This window comes from Janthinobacterium sp. GL_088 (assembly GCF_057837845.1).
This window is the reverse complement of the sequence record NZ_CM174453.1, coordinates 4,592,730-4,615,838: the sequence shown is the minus strand read 5'-3', so window position 1 is coordinate 4,615,838 and position 23,109 is coordinate 4,592,730. Positions and strand designations below refer to the sequence as shown.

The window sequence follows — 23,109 nt, the reverse complement described above, 5'->3', positions numbered from 1 at the left end:
CCATTTGAAAATATTATGCCAATAAAACAACTTGTTGATCTACCCAATACGGTACCCGTACACAGCGTTGATCGGATGTCGCCTTTTCATTTTTGGCTTCATTGTCGTTTTCGCGACAAGCCACTGCACATTCGTGGCGCTGCATCTGACTGGAAAGCCACGAAAATGTGGACGCCGTCGTCGCTGAGTGCATTGCTTTCCGATACCGATGTAATCGTGGCCACCTGTAAAGCTGGCGTCTTTGACTATAACGCCAATGCCACAACTGGACTTGTGCATGAGCGCGAAAAGGTTCCATTTTCGGAGGCCGTTGACGCCATTCTGGCCGCAAGCACTCATGGCGAGCATTTTGCGTACATTCAGCAGCATTCCATCGCCGAAAAATTCCCAGCACTGCAGGAGCAAGTTGAGCGGCCGGAATGTCTGGACCCGAGCAAGTTCTTAAACGAAGTGAACTTGTGGCTAGGCAGTGCTGGATGTTTCAGTCCATTGCATTTCGACGAGCTCGATAATTTCCTGGTGCAAGTATCCGGAAGGAAGCATTTGACTCTGTTCGACAAACGCGACAGCCCGCGACTGTATCCAAACGTGGGGCAGGAACTGGCCCATTGCAGCATGATCGATCTGCGACACCCGGACCATGCGCGCTTCCCCTTGATGGTTGGTCTGCAGGCCTATGCTATTACGCTTGAACCCGGCGACATGATCTATATCCCGCGCGGGTGGTGGCACGCCGTGCATTCGCTCGATACTGCTATCTCAATCAACTATTGGTGGAGCGGTATTTTCGATATTTTTCGTCAGGGCCTGCAAAGTGTCTGGAGCACAGAGGGCCGCAAGGAAATTGCCTTGTTCCTGCGCCAACTGACCAGTAGGGAGGGCAAATGAACGTGGAATCTGCACCACACCTGGCAACTCTCCAGCGTCTGCAACGTGGCGAGGAGCACGCGTTGTTTAGTGTCTTCCAGTTGTATGTCTATGACAGCTCGGTGCGCGATGGTGAAGAATTGGAAGAGGACGGCCGTTTTGGAATTTGTCCGGATAGCGTGAGCGCATATGTGCTCGATGCGGATAAAGCTGCCTACTGGATCAAGGTAGATGGTGCACTGGCGGGTTTTGTGGTCACGGAGCCGGTGGAACTGGCTGACGGAACAATCGTTGAAGAATTCGCGGACCTCTTTATTGTGAAGAAGCATCGTCGCCGTGGACTGGCGCTCGATGTGGCCAGGCAGTTACTGATCGGGCAGGACAAACCATGGCTAGTTGCCGTCTATCGTGATGATTTTGTGGCGGCCGCATTTTGGAAGAGCGCTTTTGCGCGCCTGCCTTTCAGAGCTGTGCGATCCCATGCTGATCCTTCTTTGCCACAGTTCCTGTTGTACCTGATTGATGGGTAAATGAGCGGGGAAACCGCCATCTTGCTGCTTGCTTCAAAGGTCGCGGAGCATGAGATTGCGGTGGACATTTGTTTGCCGAAAAAGTGAGACAGACGATAGCAGCGCTGAATAAGTCTTTCGCTGAGTTTCTGTGAAATACGTATGTATAAAGCGGTTTTGTATTTATGAAAACGTTACAGAAAAGGAATAGATATGAGTGAAGTAGTTATTTTGGACGAGCATGATCGTGCCGCAATTCTTTCCGCCATGTCGCTTGTTGGACGCGAATATGGCGAGGACGATTTTTACCAATTCTTTTATCAGTGCTCCCGCATGAACGGGATGTTGCCAACGCGCCTGAGCAAGGCCCTGTTCGATTTTAGAATGGGACGCAGTGGTTCTGTTTTATTGATCAAGGGTTTATTGACGCAGCAGCATGTTCCGCCAACGCCGGCTCTGCGCGGAAATACTTGGAATAAAACGACATTAGCTGCGCGTAAGATTATGTGCATTGCTCTCTCTCAACTGGGGCATATTTATAATTTTTTGGGGAAGAAAGACTTCGACTACATTGATGATGTGTTCCCTATTTATAGAGATCGAAATGAGCAGTTGGGCAGTAATTGTGATTTTCTGGAGTGGCATGTGGAGGACGGATTTCATCCTGCTAAAGCAGACCTTGCCGCTCTGTTTTGTCTGCGCGGTGATGCTGCGGTGCAAACACACATCTGTAAAGCCCAGGATCTCGATTTGGATGCAAATTTCCGCGCTGAGCTCATGAAGAAAAACTTCTTGATACAGGTTGATCCGACTTTTCAGCCAGGTTCCGGCGCCGAAGGGCAATTCCGTTGCGCAGTACTCAGCGAAGGTGAGGATCCTGAAATTATCTATGATCCGGCCTACATGATCGGCGCCACGCCAGAGGCGCAGGCTGCGCTCAAGCATGTGCACGATTGTATACAAGCGGCCTACCAGAGTATTACTTTGGAACCGGGGGACTTGCTAGTCTTTGACAATCGCCGCGTGATGCATGCACGCAGTGCCTATCAGCCCGCTTACGATGGTAGTGATCGATGGCTCTTGCGCAGCCTGTTATTAGAAAGCTATTGGAAGACGCGTGAATGCTTGGATCAACTGGCTTTGACGCCGGATTCCGTGGCTTGGCCTCCTCCCCGCAGTACATCGACTATTGCCCAGATAAATGGACGGAAGGGTGCGGAAAACGAGCGCTTCATACAACAGGAGGCCGTATCCGATCACGCTAGTCAGCGGAGCGAAGTTTAATGCGCGGGCAGCAATGGATGCGGCGCCCGTTTGTTTGGGCGTTGCTGGTGTTGGCTATGTTGACGCTTGCGCTGCTTACGATTTTCTTGGGCGTGCGAGGCAGCTTACCTTTGCTGGATGGACGAGTGCATGCGGCCGGGGTAACGGCGGACGTACAGATCACACGCGACGCCGATGGTGTTCCGACCGTTAGCGCGGGGGATCGAAATGACGGTGCGTATGCAATGGGATTTCTGCATGCGCAAGAGCGCTTTTTTCAGATGGATTTATTACGTCGCGCTGCGGCAGGGGAACTATCGGCCCTGCTCGGTGCTGATGCGCTGGCCGACGACAAGGACCGGCGGCGCTTTCGCTTCCGTGCTCGCGCGCAGGCCGCGGTTAAGGAACTAGAACCTGCAGAGCGGCTGATGCTGTCACGTTACGTGTTGGGGGTCAATGAAGGTCTGGCGCGCCTCACGGTAAGGCCATTTGAGTATCTGGCACTGCGCGAGGCACCTAAGGCATGGTTGGCTGAAGATAGCCTGCTGGTCATGTGGGCTATGTACTTGGTGCTTCAGTCCAGTCAAGAACCGCGCGAGTTCGCGCGCGGTTGGATCAAGGACAACACGACGGCAGACCAGTTGGCGCTGTTGATGAATGAGAATAGCCATTTCGAAGCGACTTTAGACATGGTGCCTGCGGATATGCAATTGCCAACAATACCCAAATCAGCACCTGCATGGCTAGGCCGTAGAGGGTCTGGTGAAGGTACTGCTCATGTGCCTGCGGTAGGCAGCAATAGCTGGGCAGTAGCCGGTACACGCACTGCCGATGGGCGTGCCATTCTCGCCAACGACATGCATTTGGATCTGGGCCTGCCGAATACCTGGTATCGCGTTGCTATGCATTATCCAGTCGACGGGAAAATGCGCCGTGTTATAGGATTGACTTTGCCCGGTGTTCCATTGTTTGCGGTGGGAAGCAATGGTTTAGTCGCATGGGGTATGACGAACAGCTACGGTGATTATCTGGACCTGGTTGAAGTGCATTCCGATCCAGCCGATAAACGCCGTTTCAAGATTGGTACCACCTGGCATAGCGCGATCGCACACGAGGAATTTATCGAGATAAAAGGTGAGGATGCTATTCGGCTAACGGTGCTGGAAACGCCATTTGGACCCGTACGTGAACTTGCTGGACGCCATTATGCTGTGCATTGGATTGCTTCGGATCCACGCGCGGTAAATCTACGCCTTTTTCATTTGGAGTCCGCGAAAAATGTCGGAGAAGCCACAGCCTTCGCCGCGAAAGCTGGGATGCCCTCCCAAAACATCACGGTCGTGGATAGCGTGGGGCAGATCGGGTGGAGTATTGCCGGCCCCTTGCCAAAAAGGCTGGCAGTGAATTCTGCCACATATCCATATACTGATAATGATGGGTATGGCTGGACCCAGCTGTTGCACAGTGCAGAGTATCCGACAGTAATCAATCCGGCCAACGGCATCCTGTGGAATGCCAACAATCGCCAACTTGCAGGTCCAGACTATGCGAAACTCGGCGACGGCGGCACCGATTTTGGGGCGCGAGCGCAACGCATTCGCGACAGCCTAATTACGTTGCATCGAGCAAGCGAAAACGATGTAATGGCAGTTGCCCTAGATACATCGGCAGGGTATATGGGAGCTTGGCGGGCCCAGGCTCTGTCTGCGTTGCCTGCCTCCGTAATTGCGGGTCACCCGGCACGTGCAGAATTCCGGCGCTTGCTCGAAACGGCGTGGGATAACCGGGCTGAAGCCAGTTCCGTAGGGTACCGTTTGACGCGCGCATATTATCAGGCGATTTACGATGAGTTATACGGCTATGCCGACGCGCAGATGGCCTCTTTAATTCCCGGCATGAGTTTTGAAACAGCAAATAGACGTTGGGGGGAGCTGAGTCTGAGTCTGCTGCAGCGACGGCCAACAGGATGGTTGGCGCAGGGGCGAAGCTGGGAAAGCGTCGAACTAGCGGCGGTTGATCTGGCGATCCTCCGTCTAAGTGCGCAGGGCGAGACATTAGCTAACTCGACATGGGGAAAGCGAAATCGGCTCGAAGTTAGACATCCCTTGGCAACTGCCTTGCCATTTGGTTCTTTTTGGCTCTCTGTGCCGGATGAAGCGGTACCTGGAGATGATGACATGCCTCGTGTCAGTGGACCTAGTTTCGGTCAGTCCGAACGCTTGGTAGTGTCGCCGGGACGGGAAGAGCAAGGTTTGTTTAATATGCCAGGCGGCCAAAGTGGACATCCACTTTCTACCTATTTTCTTGCCGGCCATAAGGACTGGTTGCAGGGAAAATCGCGTTCTTTGTTGCCGGGAAAGACCCAATATCAATTGACGTTGACGACACAATGATGAACAAGCCAAGCATCGCGCACCACGGTGCTTGGTCTACGGTGTGGATAATTGCTGTGGCAATCGTGGTACGTCGCAGAAAAAAATAACTCATAATTTTTTCAGAACGCGGGAATCATGATTTTTGCTACAGCAGATTCGATCGTGGAAATTCAGCTTGGTAATGAGACGGCGCGAATATTCTTGATTCATTACGACCCGGCGAGTTTTTCACAAGAGTCATTTACGTCGGAAGCAATCACGCTTCCGTCAACAATTGCTGGCAGTGTGATGAAACGTCAAGCAGAGTACTTTTATGGTCGTCTGTGTGCCAAGTTTGCGTTGAATGCTTTGAGCATGACGCGCTGTGATGTGGGTACCGGGAGACAGCGTGAGCCGGTCTGGCCCGAACATGTCGTCGGCAGCATTACACACAATCACGAGTTTGCAGCCGCCATCGCATCGTCGTGTAATGTGTTTAATGGTATTGGCATCGACATTGAAGGCACCATTGGGCAGGAGGCGATAGACGCGGTCCTCGAAATCAGCGTCTCGCCGCGTGAGCTTGCCTACTTGAGGACGGAATTGACTACCTTGTCTTTTGAAGAACTGCTCACCATCGTGTTCTCGGTCAAGGAAAGCTTTTTCAAGGCAGTTTTCTCAGAGGTTGGGCATTATTTTGACTTCGGAGCAATTACTGTAAAAAAAATATATGTTGAGACGATGCAGGTTACGTTCGAGGTTAATCAATTTTTATCGCACCGTTTTACGCCGGGAACCAACTGGAATGCATATTTTCGGTATTTCGATCCCAAGACAGTGCTGACTATCTTCGTATGGTAGAAATTTTTCGCGTAAAAACTAAAGAAAGATTGCCAGCTGATCGCCATTCTGTTTTTTTTGAATGTGATAGGAGGTTTCAGCTAAATTTGCATAGCGCGCCATATCGAATAGTGTACTGATTCGCGATGTACCGTTCGCTTCACTGATTTTACCTGGACTGTCAAGATCGCGGAAAAATAATGTATGCAAACCTCATCAATACATGGCGTACAAGGTATCTCCTGTTTATGTTCTTGCACATGAAAGAAAATTTATCTTTAGAAAATTATTGCTTACACTTTTGTGGTAATTGGCGTAAGATTGTATTTACGGCAACCGGCAGAAAAAGTTTCACGATCTTGTAGTCAGGAGAAATAAAATAAGTGATATCGGCATGATTCGTGTCGATTCAATTATATATTTCCGAACTTCATTTTCGTTCTAAAAATCCATTGAGCATCGAAAAGCACAGTTCATCGTGCGGGATTTGCTCGCGCAAATTTTAGAGTTCGCTCGTTTCGGTTCTCGCTTTTTTCGCATTAATCGGTTTATTGAGTGTTATTAATAATATATGACAAATCCAGTAACTACCATATTCCACCGCTCACCCATTCAACAAGAAATCAGTTTACAAGTGGTCGAGGCCGCACTGTCCGATCCTTTGTTTGAGTGGGCCGGCGAAGGAGAGCTGCATGCATCGTCTGAACGCGTGACGACCGACATTCGGCGTGAATTGCTGCAACTCGGTTCGATTCCCGGCCAGTGCGGCAATTTCTTCGGACCGGGCGGACATCCTTTGTTCGCGGTGCGCTTTGTCTCCCGCTGCCGGGAACGGCTCGACGCCTCTGGTGATCCGGGACCTGGTCATGCATTCGGCCGTATGGGAAATGGCAGCGCTGGTCGGTCCGGGCTTGCAGGTGGTGAGTGCGGAGGAACAAACCGTGGACGACGCTGTCACTGTGATGGAGTGACTAGCCACTAAGAAAAAGACGGCACTACGCAGCAGCCCCGATACGCACAGCCCCTGAAAAAATCACCATGTCCCTTCCGCAGCGGGGAAGGATATCTATACACTTTTGAAGAGTTATATGAACAACGCACTGAGTATTGTTACTGAATTGGTTCGCCTGGGTGGACGCGTCTATGTGGAGGATGGCCGTTTGAAGACAGCAGCGCCGCCGGGAGTGATTACCGCGGCGCTCGGCGCGGCAATTCGCACTCACAAGGATGAATTGATGGCGCTTCTTGGCAGCGCGCGCGACGAAGCGCTGAGCAAGGACGCGCCGATCGTGCGCCGCGAACCCGGACGGGCGCTGTTGTCGCATGGCCAGCAGCGTCTGTGGTTGATCGATCAGATGGGTGGCGGGGCGAGCGCGCAGTATCATATGCCGACGGTCCTCGAACTGCGGGGCGAGTTGAATGTGGCGCTGCTGCAGCAGGCACTGCTGCTGCTGGTGCAGCGCCATGAAGTGCTGCGCACGACCTATGCCAGCGATGGCGATCATGCATGGCAGGAAGTGCAGGAGGTGGCCACGCTGGCCCTGCCGGTGCTGGCGGTGGAAGATGAGGCGGCCATGGCGGAGGCCATCGAAGCGGAGACAGGGCGGCCGTTCAACCTGCGTTGCGAGCTGCCATTGCGGGCGCAATTGCTGCGCCTGGCGCCGCAGCGCCATGTGCTGGTCCTGGTGCTGCACCATATTGCGTCGGACGGCTGGTCGGGCGTGATCGCGGTTACGGAATTCTGCCAAGCCTATGTGGCGCTGGTCGAGGGCCGGGCGCCGGGCTGGCAGGCGCTGCCTGTGCAGTATGCGGACTACGCCCGCTGGCAGCGCGAGGCGCCGCAACAGGCGCGCCATGCGCAGCAACTGACGTACTGGCAGCAGAAGCTGGCCTCCTTGCCGGAAGTACACAGCCTGCCACTGGACCATCCGCGTCCGGCGCAACAGAGCTTCGAGGGTGCGCTGCTGCACAGCCGGCTGGACGCGCAAGTGAGTAGCCGGTTGCACGCGGTGTGCCGCGAACACGGGGCCACGTTGTTCATGGGCTTGCACGCGGCCTTGAGCGCCTTGCTGTCGCGCTATAGCGGTGCCAGCGATATCGTGCTCGGCACGCCGGTGGCGAACCGCGAGCAGCCGGAGATCGCCGGCCTGATCGGTTTCTTTGTCAATACGCTGGTGCTGCGCGCCGAGCTGACCGAGGACATGAGTTTCGGCGCGCTGTTGCAGCAATGCCGTCAGACCAACCTGGAGGCGTATGCCAACCAGCAGTTGCCGTTTGACCGGCTGGTGGAGGCGCTGCAGCCGCAGCGTTCCCTCAGCTATTCGCCCCTATTCCAGGTGATGCTGTCGTTGCAGAACAATGAAGAGGAAAGCGGTTCGCTGCCTGGCCTGACGGTGTCGTCGCTGGCCGCGCAGCATCGCACGGCGCAGTTCGACCTGACGCTTGACGCCGAGGAGGAAGTGGATGGCCTGCAGCTCAGTTGGGAATACAGCACCGACCTGTTCGATGCGGCCACGGTGGCACGCTTCGCGGCCAGTTTTGAATTCCTGTTGAGCGCAATGTTGGCGCAGCTTGATGCGCCGATCTCTTCGCTGTCCTGCCTGCCGCCGGCAGAGCGATCGCGTCTGTTGGCACTGAGCGGCAAGGACGTAGCGGGATCGACTTCGCTGCTGCTGCCGGAGCGTTGCGCGCGAGTGGCGCGTCTGCATCCGGACCTGGTCGCCGTGGAAGATGGGGTGACATCGCTGTCGTACGGGGCACTGGACGTGCAGTCGAACCGGCTGGCTCATGCGCTGTTGCAGCGCGGCGTCGGGCGCGACGACTTCGTTGCGTTCTGCGTCGGGCGTAGCGTGCTGCTGCCGGTGACGGCACTGGGGATCATGAAGGCGGGAGCGGCCTATATTCCGCTGACGGCCGAGGTGCCTGTCGCCCGCGTTGCCGATATCATCACCGATGCCAAGGTGCGCTGGTTGATCGCTGACGGCGAACAGCGTCATTTGCTTTCGGGATGCGGTGCCACGGTCCTTGACCTGTCCGAGCTGCTGCTTGATGCTGCCCTGCCTGACACGGCTCCCGCGCTCGTGCTGGTGCCGGAACAGCTGGCCTATGCGACGTTTACGTCGGGAACAACCGGGCGCCCCAAAGGGGTGATGATCGAGCATGGTGGCCTGGCTGCCATCGGTGCGGCCTGGGATGACATCTACCAGTTGGCGCTAAAGGGCGACCGCTGGCTGCAGATGGCGAACGCCAATTTCGACGTATTTGCGGGAGATTTGGTGCGTACGCTCGGTTTTGGCAATACGCTGGTGATCTGCCCACGCGCGGTACTGCTCGATGCGCAGGCGCTCACCGCCTGGCTGCATGACGAACGCATCACAGCGGCCGAATTCGTGCCAGCGGTGCTGCGCGAATTATGCGCCTATCTTGAAGAGAGTGCTTCAAGCGCTCCGCCGATGCGCTTGCTGGTGGTCGGTTCGGATAGCTGGTATGGAGCCGACCAGGCACGGGTACGGGCCGCGTTCGGTGTATCGCCACGGCTGATTAATACCTATGGGGTGACTGAAGCGACCATCGACAGCAGCTACCACGAGGGGCAGGAAACCGGGCAGGGAATGGTGCCGATCGGGCGTCCGTTCGCAGGCAGTTGTCTGTATGTACTCGACGCCGCGTTAGCTCTGGTTGCACCCGGTGTCAAAGGTGAACTGTGCATCGGCGGGCCTGGGGTGGCGCGCGGCTATTTGGGCTTGCCGCAACTGAGTGCCGAAAAATTCGTGCGCGATCCTTATAGCCAGTCGGCAGGAGCCAGACTATATCGTACGGGCGATCTGGCCCGCATACGTGCGGATGGCGTGATCGAACTGGTGGGGCGTGCCGATAACCAGATCAAGCTGCGCGGTTTCAGGATCGAGTTGGGCGAAATCGAAACGGCGCTGCTGAAAATCGCCGGCATACGGCAGGCGGTGGTGAATGTATACGAATCGCAGGTCGGCGAAAAGCGCCTGGCGGCGTATGTCGTGGCCGAGCCAATGGCATGGTCGGCCGATGCGGTGCGTGCCCAGTTGGCCAGCACGCTGCCGGACTATATGGTGCCCACGGCGCTGATGTGCCTTGCGGCCTTGCCCGTCACGTCAAACGGCAAGATCGATCGCAAGGCGCTCCCGGCGCCGACGATAGCGGCCGAACAGGCTTTCGTGGCGCCGGCAACGGCGTGCGAATTATGGCTGGCGGATGTGTGGAGCAGTTTGCTCAAGCCAGGCCGGCCGGTGTCGGCGGCGGATAATTTCTTTGCCTTGGGCGGGCACTCGTTGCTGGCCATGCGCGTGATCGCCAAGGTGCGCCAGGAGCGTCAGGCGGCCTTGCCGATCACGGCCGTGTTCGAGGCGCAGACGCTGGCGGCGCTGGCACTGCGCATCGAGCAGGCCGCGCCAGCGGAGGCGCAGCCGATCGTGCATCGCGGACCCGGACGGGCGCCGTTGTCGCATGGCCAGCAACGCCTGTGGCTGATCGACCAGATGGGTGATGGTGCCAGCGTGCAATATCATATGCCGATGGCGCTCGAACTGCGGGGCGAGTTGAATGTGGCGCTGCTGCAGCAGGCACTGCAACTGGTGGTGCAGCGCCATGAAATACTGCGCACGACCTATGCCAGCGATGGCGATCATGCATGGCAGGAAGTGCAGGAAGTGGCCACGCTGGCCCTGCCGGTGCTGGCGGTGGAAGATGAGGCGGCCATGGAGATGGCCATCGAAGCGGAAGCGGGGCGGCCGTTCAACCTGCGCTGCGAGCTGCCATTGCGGGCGCAATTGCTGCGCCTGGCGCCGCAGCGCCATGTGCTGGTCCTGGTGCTGCACCATATTGCGTCGGACGGCTGGTCGGGTGCGATCGCGGTCGACGAGTGGTGCGAAGCGTACGCGGCGCTGGTCGAGGGCAGGGCGCCGGGCTGGCAGGCGCTGCCTGTGCAGTATGCGGACTATGCCCGCTGGCAGCGCGAGGCGCCGCAACAGGCGCGCCATGCGCAGCAACTGACGTACTGGCAGCAAAAGCTGGCCTCCTTGCCGGAAGTGCACAGCCTGCCACTGGACCATCCGCGTCCGGCGCAACAGAGCTTCGAGGGTGCGCTGCTGCACAGCCGGCTGGACGCGCAAGTGAGCAGCCGGTTGCACGCGGTGTGCCGCGAACACGGGGCCACGTTGTTCATGGGCTTGCACGCGGCCTTGAGCGCCTTGCTGTCGCGCTATAGCGGTGCCAGCGATATCGTGCTCGGCACGCCGGTGGCAAACCGCGAGCAGCCGGAGATCGCCGGCCTGATCGGTTTCTTTGTCAATACGCTGGTGCTGCGTGCCGAGCTGACCGAGGACATGAGTTTCGGCGCGCTGTTGCAGCAATGCCGCCAGACCAACCTGGAAGCGTATGCCAACCAGCAGTTGCCGTTTGACCGGCTGGTGGAGGCGTTGCAGCCGCAGCGTTCCCTCAGTTATTCGCCCCTATTCCAGGTGATGCTGTCGTTGCAGAACAATGAAGAGGAAAGCGGTTCGCTGCCTGGCCTGACGGTGTCGTCGCTGGCCGCGCAGCATCGCACGGCGCAGTTCGACCTGACGCTTGACGCCGAGGAGGAAGTGGATGGCCTGCAGCTCAGTTGGGAATACAGCACCGACCTGTTCGATGCGGCCACGGTGGCACGCTTCGCGGCCAGTTTTGAATTCCTGTTGAGCGCAATGTTGGCGCAGCTTGATGCGCCGATCTCTTCGCTGTCCTGCCTGCCGCCGGCAGAGCGATCGCGTCTGCTGGCACTGAGCGGCAAGGACGTAGCGGGATCGACTTCGCTGCTGCTGCCGGAGCGTTGCGCGCGAGTGGCGCGTCTGCATCCGGACCTGGTCGCCGTGGAAGATGGGGTGACATCGCTGTCGTACGGGGCACTGGACGTGCAGTCGAACCGGCTGGCCCATGCGCTGTTGCAGCGCGGCGTCGGGCGCGACGACTTCGTTGCGTTCTGCGTCGGGCGTAGCGTGCTGCTGCCGGTGACGGCACTGGGGATCATGAAGGCGGGAGCGGCCTATATTCCGCTGACGGCCGAGGTGCCTGTCGCCCGCGTTGCCGATATCATCACCGATGCCAAGGTGCGCTGGTTGATCGCTGACGGCGAACAGCGTCATTTGCTTTCGGGATGCGGCGCCACGGTTCTTGACCTGTCCGAGCTGCTGCTTGATGCGGCCCTGCCTGACACGGCTCCCGCGCTCGTGCTGGTGCCGGAACAGCTGGCCTATGCGACGTTTACGTCGGGAACAACCGGGCGCCCCAAAGGGGTGATGATCGAGCATGGTGGCCTGGCTGCCATCGGTGCGGCCTGGGATGACATCTACCAGTTGGCGCTGAAGGGCGACCGCTGGCTGCAGATGGCGAACGCCAATTTCGACGTATTTGCGGGGGATTTGGTGCGTACGCTCGGTTTTGGCAATACGCTGGTGATCTGTCCACGCGCGGTACTGCTCGACGCGCAGGCGCTCACCGCCTGGCTGCATGACGAACGCATCACGGCGGCCGAATTCGTGCCAGCGGTGCTGCGCGAATTATGCGCTTATCTTGAAGAGAGTGCTTCAAGCGCTCCGCCGATGCGCTTGCTGGTGGTCGGTTCGGATAGCTGGTATGGAGCCGACCAGGCACGGGTACGGGCCGCGTTCGGTGTATCGCCACGGCTGATTAATACCTATGGGGTGACTGAAGCGACCATTGACAGCAGCTACCACGAGGGGCAGGAAACCGGGCAGGGAATGGTGCCGATCGGGCGTCCGTTCGCAGGCAGTTGTCTGTATGTGCTCGACGCCGCGTTAGCTCTGGTTGCACCCGGTGTCAAAGGTGAACTGTGCATCGGCGGGCCTGGGGTGGCGCGCGGCTATTTGGGCTTGCCGCAACTGAGTGCCGAAAAATTCGTGCGCGACCCTTATAGCCAGTCGGCAGGAGCCAGACTGTATCGTACGGGCGATCTGGCCCGCATACGTGCGGATGGCGTGATCGAACTGGTGGGGCGTGCCGATAACCAGATCAAGCTGCGCGGTTTCAGGATCGAGTTGGGCGAAATCGAAACGGCGCTGCTGCAAATCGCCGGCATACGGCAGGCGGTGGTGAATGTATACGAATCGCAGGTCGGCGAAAAGCGCCTGGCGGCGTATGTCGTGGCCGAGCCAATGGCATGGTCGGCCGATGCGGTGCGTGCCCAGTTGGCCAGCACGCTGCCGGACTATATGGTGCCCACGGCGCTGATGTGCCTTGCGGCCTTGCCCGTCACGTCAAACGGCAAGATTGATCGCAAGGCGCTCCCGGCGCCGACGATAGCGGCCGAACAGGCTTTCGTGGCGCCGGCAACGGCGTGCGAATTATGGCTGGCGGATGTGTGGAGCAGTTTGCTCAAGCCAGGCCGGCCGGTGTCGGCGGCGGATAATTTCTTTGCCTTGGGCGGGCACTCGTTGCTGGCCATGCGCGTGATCGCCAAGGTGCGCCAGGAGCGTCAGGCGGCCTTGCCGATCACGGCCGTGTTCGAGGCGCAGACGCTGGCGGCGCTGGCACTGCGCATCGAGCAGGCCGGGCCAGCGGAGGCGCAGCCGATCGTGCATCGCGGGCCCGGACGGGCGCCGCTGTCGCATGGCCAGCAACGCCTGTGGCTGATCGACCAGATGGGTGACGGTGCGAGCGTGCAATATCATATGCCGATGGCGCTCGAATTGCGGGGCGAGTTGAATGTGGCGCTGCTGCAGCAGGCACTGCAACTGGTGGTGCAGCGCCATGAAATACTGCGCACGACCTATGCCAGCGATGGCGATCATGCATGGCAGGAAGTGCAGGAAGTGGCCACGCTGGCCCTGCCGGTGCTGGCGGTGGAAGATGAGGCGGCCATGGAGATGGCCATCGAAGCGGAAGCGGGGCGGCCGTTCAACCTGCGTTGCGAGCTGCCATTGCGGGCGCAATTGCTGCGCCTGGCGCCGCAGCGCCATGTGCTGGTCCTGGTGCTGCACCATATTGCGTCGGACGGCTGGTCGGGTGCGATCGCGGTCGACGAGTGGTGCGAAGCGTACGCGGCGCTGGTCGAGGGCAGGGCGCCGGGCTGGCAGGCGCTGCCTGTGCAGTATGCGGACTACGCCCGCTGGCAGCGCGAGGCGCCGCAACAGGCGCGCCATGCGCAGCAACTGACGTACTGGCAGCAAAAGCTGGCCTCCTTGCCGGAAGTACACAGCCTGCCACTGGATCATCCGCGTCCGGCGCAACAGAGCTTCGAGGGTGCGCTGCTGCACAGCCGGCTGGACGCGCAAGTGAGCAGCCGGTTGCGCGCGGTGTGCCGCGAACACGGGGCCACGTTGTTCATGGGCTTGCACGCGGCCTTGAGCGCCTTGCTGTCGCGCTATAGCGGTGCCAGCGATATCGTGCTCGGCACGCCGGTGGCGAACCGCGAGCAGCCGGAGATCGCCGGCCTGATCGGCTTCTTTGTCAATACGCTGGTGCTGCGCGCCGAGCTGACCGAGGACATGAGTTTCGGCGCGCTGTTGCAGCAATGCCGTCAGACCAACCTGGAGGCGTATGCCAACCAGCAGTTGCCGTTTGACCGGCTGGTGGAGGCGCTGCAGCCGCAGCGCTCCCTCAGCTATTCACCCCTATTCCAGGTGATGCTGTCGTTGCAGAACAATGAAGAGGAAAGCGGTTCGCTGCCTGGCCTGACGGTGTCGTCGCTGGCCGCGCAGCATCGCACGGCGCAGTTCGACCTGACGCTTGACGCCGAGGAGGAAGTGGATGGCTTGCAGCTCAGTTGGGAATACAGCACCGACCTGTTCGATGCGGCCACGGTGGCACGCTTCGCGGCCAGTTTTGAATTCCTGTTGAGCGCAATGTTGGCGCAGCTTGATGCGCCGATCTCTTCGCTGTCCTGCCTGCCGCCGGCAGAGCGATCGCGTCTGCTGGCACTGAGCGGCAAGGACGTAGCGGGATCGACTTCGCTGCTGCTGCCGGAGCGTTGCGCGCGAGTGGCGCGTCTGCATCCGGACCTGGTCGCCGTGGAAGATGGGGTGACATCGCTGTCGTACGGGGCACTGGACGTGCAGTCGAACCGGCTGGCCCATGCGCTGTTGCAGCGCGGCGTCGGGCGCGACGACTTCGTCGCGTTCTGCGTCGGGCGTAGCGTGCTGCTGCCGGTGACGGCACTGGGGATCATGAAGGCGGGAGCGGCCTATATTCCGCTGACGGCCGAGGTGCCTGTCGCCCGCGTTGCCGATATCATCACCGATGCCAAGGTGCGCTGGTTGATCGCTGACGGCGAACAGCGTCATTTGCTTTCGGGATGCGGTGCCACGGTCCTTGACCTGTCCGAGCTGCTGCTTGATGCTGCCCTGCCTGACACGGCTCCCGCGCTCGTGCTGGTGCCGGAACAGCTGGCCTATGCGACGTTTACGTCGGGAACAACCGGGCGCCCCAAAGGGGTGATGATCGAGCATGGTGGCCTGGCTGCCATCGGTGCGGCCTGGGATGACATCTACCAGTTGGAGCTGAAGGGCGACCGCTGGCTGCAGATGGCGAACGCCAATTTCGACGTATTTGCGGGGGATTTGGTGCGTACGCTCGGTTTTGGCAATACGCTGGTGATCTGCCCACGCGCGGTACTGCTCGATGCGCAGGCGCTCACCGCCTGGCTGCATGACGAACGCATCACGGCGGCCGAATTCGTGCCAGCGGTGCTGCGCGAATTATGCGCCTATCTTGAAGAGAGTGCCTCAAGCGCTCCGCCGATGCGCTTGCTGGTGGTCGGTTCGGATAGCTGGTATGGAGCCGACCAGGCACGGGTACGGGCCGCGTTCGGTGTATCGCCACGGCTGATTAATACCTATGGGGTGACTGAAGCGACCATCGACAGCAGCTACCACGAGGGGCAGGAAACCGGGCAGGGAATGGTGCCGATCGGGCGTCCGTTCGCAGGTAGTTGTCTGTATGTGCTCGACGCCGCGTTAGCTCTGGTTGCACCCGGTGTCAAAGGTGAACTGTGCATCGGCGGGCCTGGGGTGGCGCGCGGCTATTTGGGCTTGCCGCAACTGAGTGCCGAAAAATTCGTGCGCGACCCTTATAGCCAGTCGGCAGGAGCCAGACTGTATCGTACGGGCGATCTGGCCCGCATACGCGTGGATGGCGTGATCGAACTGGTGGGGCGTGCCGATAACCAGATCAAGCTGCGCGGTTTCAGGATCGAGTTGGGCGAAATCGAAACGGCGCTGCTGCAAATCGCCGGCATACGGCAGGCGGTGGTGAATGTATACGAATCGCAGGTCGGCGAAAAGCGCCTGGCGGCGTATGTCGTGGCCGAGCCAATGGCATGGTCGGCCGATGCGGTGCGTGCCCAGTTGGCCAGCACGCTGCCGGACTATATGGTGCCCACGGCGCTGATGTGCCTTGCGGCCTTGCCCGTCACGTCAAACGGCAAGATCGATCGGAAGGCGCTGCCGGCGCCGACGATAGCGGCCGAACAGGCTTTCGTGGCGCCGGCAACGGCGTGCGAATTATGGCTGGCGGATGTGTGGAACAGTTTGCTCAAGCCAGGCCGGCCGGTGTCGGCGGCGGATAATTTCTTTGCCTTGGGCGGGCACTCCTTGCTGGCCATGCGCGTGATCGCCAAGGTGCGCCAGGAGCGTCAGGCGGCCTTGCCGATCACGGCCGTGTTCGAGGCGCAGACGCTGGCGGCGCTGGCACTGCGCATCGAGCAGGCCGGGCCAGCGGAGGCGCAGCCGATCGTGCATCGCGGACCCGGACGGGCGCCGCTGTCGCATGGCCAGCAACGCCTGTGGCTGATCGACCAGATGGGTGATGGTGCCAGCGTGCAATATCATATGCCGATGGCGCTCGAACTGCGGGGCGAGTTGAATGTGGCGCTGCTGCAGCAGGCACTGCAACTGGTGGTGCAGCGCCATGAAATACTGCGCACGACCTATGCCAGCGATGGCGATCATGCATGGCAGGAAGTGCAGGAGGTGGCCACGCTGGCCCTGCCGGTGCTGGCGGTGGAAGATGAGGCGGCCATGGCGGAGGCCATCGAAGCGGAAGCGAGGCGGCCGTTCAACCTGCGCTGCGAGCTGCCATTGCGGGCGCAATTGCTGCGCCTGGTACCGCAGCGCCATGTGCTGGTCCTGGTGCTGCACCATATTGCGTCGGACGGCTGGTCGGGTGCGATCGCGGTCGACGAGTGGTGCGAAGCGTACGCGGCGCTGGTCGAGGGCAGGGCGCCGGGCTGGCAGGCGCTGCCTGTGCAGTATGCGGACTACGCCCGCTGGCAGCGCGAGGCGCCGCAACAGGCGCGCCATGCGCAGCAACTGACGTACTGGCAGCAAAAGCTGGCCTCCTTGCCGGAAGTGCACAGCCTGCCACTGGATCATCCGCGTCCGGCGCAACAGAGCTTCGAGGGTGCGCTGCTGCACAGCCGGCTGGACGCGCAAGTGAGCAGCCGGTTGCGCGCGGTGTGCCGCGAACACGGGGCCACGTTGTTCATGGGCTTGCACGCGGCCTTGAGCGCCTTGCTGTCGCGCTATAGCGGTGCCAGCGATATCGTGCTCGGCACGCCGGTGGCGAACCGCGAGCAGCCGGAGATCGCCGGCCTGATCGGCTTCTTTGTCAATACGCTGGTGCTGCGCGCCGAGCTGACCGAGGGCATGAGTTTCGGCGCGCTGTTGCAGCAATGCCGCCAGACTAACCTGGAGGCGTATGCCAACCAGCAGTTGCCGTTTGACCGGCTGGTGGAGGCGCTGCAGCCGCAGCGCTCCCTCAGCTATTCGCCCCTATTCCAGGTGATGCTGTCGTTGCAGAACAATGAAGAGGAAAGCGGTTCGCTGCCTGGCCTGACGGTGTCGTCGCTGGCCACGCAGCAGCACACGGCGCAGTTCGACCTGATGCTGAACGTGGAAGAGGACGAGGACGGCCTGCAGCTCAGTTGGGAATACAGCACCGACCTGTTCGATGCGTCCACGGTGGCGCGCATGGCGGACAGTTTCGCCTGTTTGCTGGATGGCGCACTGGCAAATCCGCAGCGTGCACTCGATACTTTGCCGTTGATGGCGCCTGCCGAACGCGAACGCTTGTTGCAGCTGGGGCGCGCGACGCAATCGACAGTGCCGGCGCAGTGCCTGCACCAGCTATTTACGGCGCAGGCACTGGCCACGCCGCAGGCGGTGGCCTTGACCGATGGCGAGCGTCACTGGACCTATGCCGAACTGGAGGCGGCATCGAACCAGTTGGCGCATCGCCTGCTGGCGTCGGGCGCGTCGCCCGGCGCGCGCGTCGGGCTGTGCCTGGAACGCTCGGGCGAAGTGGTGCAGGCGATCCTGGCCATCCTTAAATGCGGGGCGGCCTACGTCCCGCTTGACCCGATCTACCCGGCGGAGCGGATCGCCTACATGCTTGACGATGCCGCGGTGACACTGGTTGTGGCGCAGGTGGCCACGCGCGCAAGCGCCGGCACCGGTACGGTGGTGCTGCTTGACGACGCCGATGGCACCTGGCCGGTGCACGCGCCGCAAGTGGCGGTGTCGGCGACCGCGCAGGCTTACGTGATCTACACCTCCGGTTCGACCGGCAAGCCGAAAGGCGTCATGGTGTCGCACGCGAATGTGGCGCGCTTGCTGAGCAGCACCGAAGGCTGGTTCGGTTTCGGTGCCGCCGATACCTGGTGCCTGTTCCACTCTTACGCCTTCGATTTTTCGGTCTGGGAAATCTGGGGTGCATTGCTGACCGGCGGGCGCCTGGTGGTGGTGCCGCGCGCAGTGGCGCAATCGACACCGGAGTTTTACCAACTGGTGCGCGAGCAGGGCGTGACGGTGCTGAACCAGACGCCGACGGCGTTCTACGCTTTCATGGAAGAAGACCGTCAGGTGCAAGCGCTCCTGGCGCTACGCTGGGTGGTGTTCGGAGGGGAGGCCCTGGCGCTGGACAAGTTGTTGCCATGGTTTGAGCTGCATGCCGACACGGCTCCGCAACTGGTCAACATGTACGGCATTACCGAAACCACGGTGCACGTGACGTACCGTGCGATCAGCCGGGCCGATGCCCAGGCCAACCGCGGCAGCCTGATCGGCCGTCCGATTCCGGACTTGACGTTGTGGCTGCTTGACCGGCACGGGGAACCGGTGCCAACCGGTGTGGTGGGTGAACTGTGTGTCGGCGGTTCGGGGGTAGCGGAGGGTTACCTGAATCGTCCGGAACTGACGGCGGAGCGTTTCGTGTCGCATCCGGCGCTGGCGGCAGGCGAACGCTTGTACCGCTCGGGTGACCTGGCGCGGATGACGGCCGACGACGAGCTTGAATATCTTGGACGTGGCGACCATCAGGTGAAGATCCGTGGTTTCCGCATCGAGCTCGGTGAAATCGAGTCGGCCTTGCGCGGCTGCGAAGGTGTCGACGACGCGGTGGTATTGGCCGAGAAGGGCTCTGCAGGACAGGTGCGCCTGGTTGCCTACGTGCTCAATGCGCAGGCGGTGATCGACAGCGCACCGTTGCGGGCACAGCTTGGCCAGAGCCTGCCCGACTACATGGTGCCATCCATCTTTATGGCCGTGGCGGCATGGCCGCTGACAGCCAACGGCAAGCTCGATGTGAAGGCGCTGCCTGACGCCCGCGAGCGTTTTCAAGTGGAATATCTCGCACCGCGCACGGAGGTGGAAGTAAAACTCGCTGAAATTTGGGCTGAGATACTTGAACTGGAACAGGTCTCCGTGACAGCGAACTTCTTTGCGCAGGGTGGTGATTCAATCCGTGCTGTAAGACTGATTGCACGCTGTGGCCAGGAAGGGTTCGCGCTGGCGGTACGCGACCTTTTTGCTTATCAGTCAATCGAATTGATGGCCAATGCGATTTCATCGCGCTCGACTGCAACGACACACCTCGCGGTCGATGCCGGTCCGTTCAGTTTGTTAACGCCAGAGGAGCGAGTGCTCGTGGACGTGGCCAAGTACGAAGATGGCTATCCTTTGACGCAGCTTCAGGAAGGTATGGTTTTCCACAACCAGCGAGATGGCGACTATTTGATCATCGACAGCGTGAAGCTGGAACGGCCATGGTCAGAAGCAGCATTGCAGGAAGCGTTGACAGGGATGATGACGCGCCATGAAATATTGCGGACGGTTTTCGACTATGACATCGGCTACCGGCCATTGCAACTGGTGCTGCGCGATGCGCCGCTGCCACTGCAAGTGCATGATTGGCGTCATCTGGAGGCGACAGAAAGCGAAGCGAAGTTTGCAACTTGGTATGATTGTCAGGTTGCCAATACTTCCGTTTTCGATGGCAAGGCGCCGTTGTGGAGTATCGATGTGCACTGCGTGTCGGATGCTGTTTTCCATTACACGCTCATTCACCACCACGCGATATTGGACGGCTGGAGCGTTTCCTCTTTTAATACAGAGTTGTTCCAACGTTATCTGGAAGTCCAGCGTCTGTTGCCAGAAATCGCAAGGTCGTCACTGCCGCCGTATCGGCATTACGTCGCTCAAGAACTTGCAAGCTTAGCCGATCCAAAGGCCCGGGCATTCTGGGGGGAAATGATAGCGTCCGCCACCATGCCGACATGGGAGGCAGGCAAACGTTTGACGGCGCAGAGCGCGCATCTTGATCTCTCGACGCGCGGTGAACAGCTTCGCGAACTGTGTGCACGGCTCGGGGTCGCGCCAAGGACGGTATTGCTGGCAGTTTACCTCAAGGTGCTTGCCTTCCTTAACGGCGCTGAATCGATCACCAGCAGTGTCACTGGCCACGGCCGCCTTGAGGTGGCCGGCGCCGATCGCAGCTTGGGCTTGTTTTTGTCAACGCTACCGATTTGTACGAATATCGACCAACCTAGCTGGTCTGTATTGATCTCCGCCGTCGATAGTCAACTTCAGCAAGCATGGAATTACCGACATTACCCGGTCTCCCAACTTCAAAGGGATAGCGGCGTCGATTTATCCGCAGCGTTGTTCAACTATACAGATTTTCATGTGTACGACGGAGTCAATGGTGACGGTATCAGTGGCATGGATACCTTCGAGGTGACAAATTATCGTCTGTTGTGCCACTGGACGCATGACCCACGGCAGGGCCAGCTGAATTTGAGTATTAGTGCCGACGCGGGACTCTATTCCACTGAAGCATTGCAGCACGTCATGATCAATTTTGAGCGTGCACTTGACGCGGCCCTTCTTTGCACCAATGAACCTGTTTGGACAGCAAGCCTGATGGCGCCTGCCGAACGCGAACGCTTGTTGCAGCTGGGGCGGGCGACGCAATCGACGGCACCGGCGCAGTGCCTGCACCAGCTATTTACGGCGCAGGCACTGGCCACGCCGCAGGCGATGGCCTTGATTGATGGCGAGCGTCACTGGACCTATGCCGAACTGGAGGCGGCATCGAACCAGTTGGCGCATCGCCTGCTGGCGTCGGGCGCGGCGCCCGGCGCGCGCGTCGGGCTGTGCCTGGAACGCTCGGGCGAAGTGGTGCAGGCGATCCTGGCCATCCTTAAATGCGGGGCGGCCTACGTCCCGCTTGACCCGATCTACCCGGCGGAGCGGATCGCCTACATGCTTGACGATGCCGCGGTGACACTGGTTGTGGCGCAGGTGGCCACGCGCGCAAGCGCCGGCACCGGTACGGTGGTGCTGCTTGACGACGACGCCGATGGCACCTGGCCGGTGCACGCGCCGCAAGTGGCGGTGTCGGCGACCGCGCAGGCTTACGTGATCTACACCTCCGGTTCGACCGGCAAGCCGAAAGGCGTCATGGTGTCGCACGCGAATGTGGCGCGCTTGCTGAGCAGCACCGAAGGCTGGTTCGGTTTCGGTGCCGCCGATACCTGGTGCCTGTTCCACTCTTACGCCTTCGATTTTTCGGTCTGGGAAATCTGGGGTGCATTGCTGACCGGCGGGCGCCTGGTGGTGGTGCCGCGCGCAGTGGCGCAATCGACACCGGAGTTTTACCAACTGGTGCGCGAGCAGGGCGTGACGGTGCTGAACCAGACGCCGACGGCGTTCTACGCTTTCATGGAAGAAGACCGTCAGGTGCAAGCGCTCCTGGCGCTACGCTGGGTGGTGTTCGGAGGGGAGGCCCTGGCGCTGGACAAGTTGTTGCCATGGTTTGAGCTGCATGCCGACACGGCTCCGCAACTGGTCAACATGTACGGCATTACCGAAACCACGGTGCACGTGACGTACCGTGCGATCAGCCGGGCCGATGCCCAGGCCAACCGCGGCAGCCTGATCGGCCGTCCGATTCCGGACTTGACGTTGTGGCTGCTTGACCGGCACGGGGAACCGGTGCCAACCGGTGTGGTGGGTGAACTGTGTGTCGGCGGTTCGGGGGTCGCGGAGGGTTACCTGAATCGTCCGGAATTGACGGCGGAGCGTTTCGTGTCGCATCCGGCGCTGGCGGCAGGCGAACGCTTGTACCGCTCGGGTGACCTGGCGCGGATGACGGCCGACGACGAGCTTGAATATCTTGGACGTGGCGACCATCAGGTGAAGATCCGTGGTTTCCGCATCGAGCTCGGTGAAATCGAGTCGGCCTTGCGCGGCTGCGAAGGTGTCGACGACGCGGTGGTATTGGCCGAGCAAGGTTCTGCCGGACAGGTGCGCCTGGTTGCCTACGTGCTCAATGCGCAGGCGGTGATCGACAGCGCACCGTTGCGGGCACAGCTTGGCCAGAGCCTGCCCGACTACATGGTGCCATCCATTTTTATGGCCGTGGCGGCATGGCCGCTGACAGCCAACGGCAAGCTCGATGTGAAGGTGCTGCCGCAACTGGAGAGGGACGAGGAGCGTGCATACGAGGCGCCGCAGGGCGACGTCGAACAAGCTCTCTCGGACGTATGGGTAGCCTTGCTGAAGGTGGATCGCGTGGGCCGCAACGACCACTTCTTTTCCATGGGAGGAGATTCGCTGTTGGCGATGCGATTTGCCAGTCAATGCCGTAAGGCCGGCTTGCCCATTGCGGTGCGTGACATTTTTGTGGCGCCAACGATTCAAATGCTTGCCGTTCGCGTCATCAATTCCCGTGTTGCTGTTATCCAGGAAGAATAAATAGGACCATCTTTGTATGTTGAAATCAATATTGCTTGGCCGTCGCCGGAGGCTTTTCTTGTGCGCTTTGCTGTGCGCTAGTCCTGCAACAGTCTACGTGCTGTTACTGGACTTCCTGAAGAGGCGGATGAAGGGTAGGGCAATTCTTCGCTTCCGGGATGGATTGTGGCGTATTGGATGTCCGCCATTTTCACTGATGTGGTCGCTTCAGTGCGCGCC

6 protein-coding genes are annotated in these 23,109 nt (G+C 59.8%); all 6 read left to right on the top strand.

Annotated features, from left to right (window positions below):
* Nucleotides 1–15 precede the first annotated feature (15 nt).
* The 6 genes from AC3IQ7_RS20520 (at nucleotide 16) to AC3IQ7_RS20495 (ending at nucleotide 22,890) form a co-directional block, all read left to right on the top strand.
* Nucleotides 16–888 carry a cupin-like domain-containing protein gene (locus tag AC3IQ7_RS20520; RefSeq protein WP_099380875.1) on the top strand — a complete coding sequence of 291 codons (873 nt, stop codon included), beginning with the start codon at nucleotides 16–18 and terminating at the stop codon, nucleotides 886–888.
* Nucleotides 885–1,397: a GNAT family N-acetyltransferase gene (locus AC3IQ7_RS20515; RefSeq protein ID WP_158301401.1), complete on the top strand. Its 513-nt coding sequence runs from the start codon at nucleotides 885–887 to the stop codon at nucleotides 1,395–1,397. The genes AC3IQ7_RS20520 and AC3IQ7_RS20515 overlap by 4 nt, the downstream gene beginning before the upstream one ends.
* Nucleotides 1,398–1,589: 192 nt before the next feature.
* Nucleotides 1,590–2,660, top strand: coding sequence for a TauD/TfdA family dioxygenase (locus AC3IQ7_RS20510; protein ID WP_158301400.1), 1,071 nt, complete (start codon nucleotides 1,590–1,592; stop codon nucleotides 2,658–2,660).
* Nucleotides 2,660–5,032 carry a penicillin acylase family protein gene (locus AC3IQ7_RS20505; protein ID WP_489207190.1) on the top strand — a complete coding sequence of 791 codons (2,373 nt, stop codon included), beginning with the start codon at nucleotides 2,660–2,662 and terminating at the stop codon, nucleotides 5,030–5,032. The genes AC3IQ7_RS20510 and AC3IQ7_RS20505 overlap by 1 nt, the downstream gene beginning before the upstream one ends.
* A 117-nt stretch (nucleotides 5,033–5,149) precedes the next feature.
* Complete coding sequence (locus AC3IQ7_RS20500) at nucleotides 5,150–5,854, top strand: 4'-phosphopantetheinyl transferase family protein (RefSeq protein WP_489207189.1); 705 nt, start codon at nucleotides 5,150–5,152, stop codon at nucleotides 5,852–5,854.
* 1,067 nt (nucleotides 5,855–6,921) lie between these two features.
* Nucleotides 6,922–22,890: an amino acid adenylation domain-containing protein gene (locus AC3IQ7_RS20495; RefSeq protein ID WP_489207188.1), complete on the top strand. Its 15,969-nt coding sequence runs from the start codon at nucleotides 6,922–6,924 to the stop codon at nucleotides 22,888–22,890.
* Nucleotides 22,891–23,109: the final 219 nt, after the last annotated feature.

What these genes read in the sequence shown, in the direction of transcription:
- AC3IQ7_RS20520 (WP_099380875.1), top strand. Translation starts at nt 16, where the DNA reads ATGCCAATAAAACAACTTGTTGATCTACCCAATACGGTACCCGTACAC.
- AC3IQ7_RS20515 (WP_158301401.1), top strand. Translation starts at nt 885, where the DNA reads ATGAACGTGGAATCTGCACCACACCTGGCAACTCTCCAGCGTCTGCAA.
- AC3IQ7_RS20510 (WP_158301400.1), top strand. Translation starts at nt 1,590, where the DNA reads ATGAGTGAAGTAGTTATTTTGGACGAGCATGATCGTGCCGCAATTCTT.
- AC3IQ7_RS20505 (WP_489207190.1), top strand. Translation starts at nt 2,660, where the DNA reads ATGCGCGGGCAGCAATGGATGCGGCGCCCGTTTGTTTGGGCGTTGCTG.
- AC3IQ7_RS20500 (WP_489207189.1), top strand. Translation starts at nt 5,150, where the DNA reads ATGATTTTTGCTACAGCAGATTCGATCGTGGAAATTCAGCTTGGTAAT.
- AC3IQ7_RS20495 (WP_489207188.1), top strand. Translation starts at nt 6,922, where the DNA reads ATGAACAACGCACTGAGTATTGTTACTGAATTGGTTCGCCTGGGTGGA.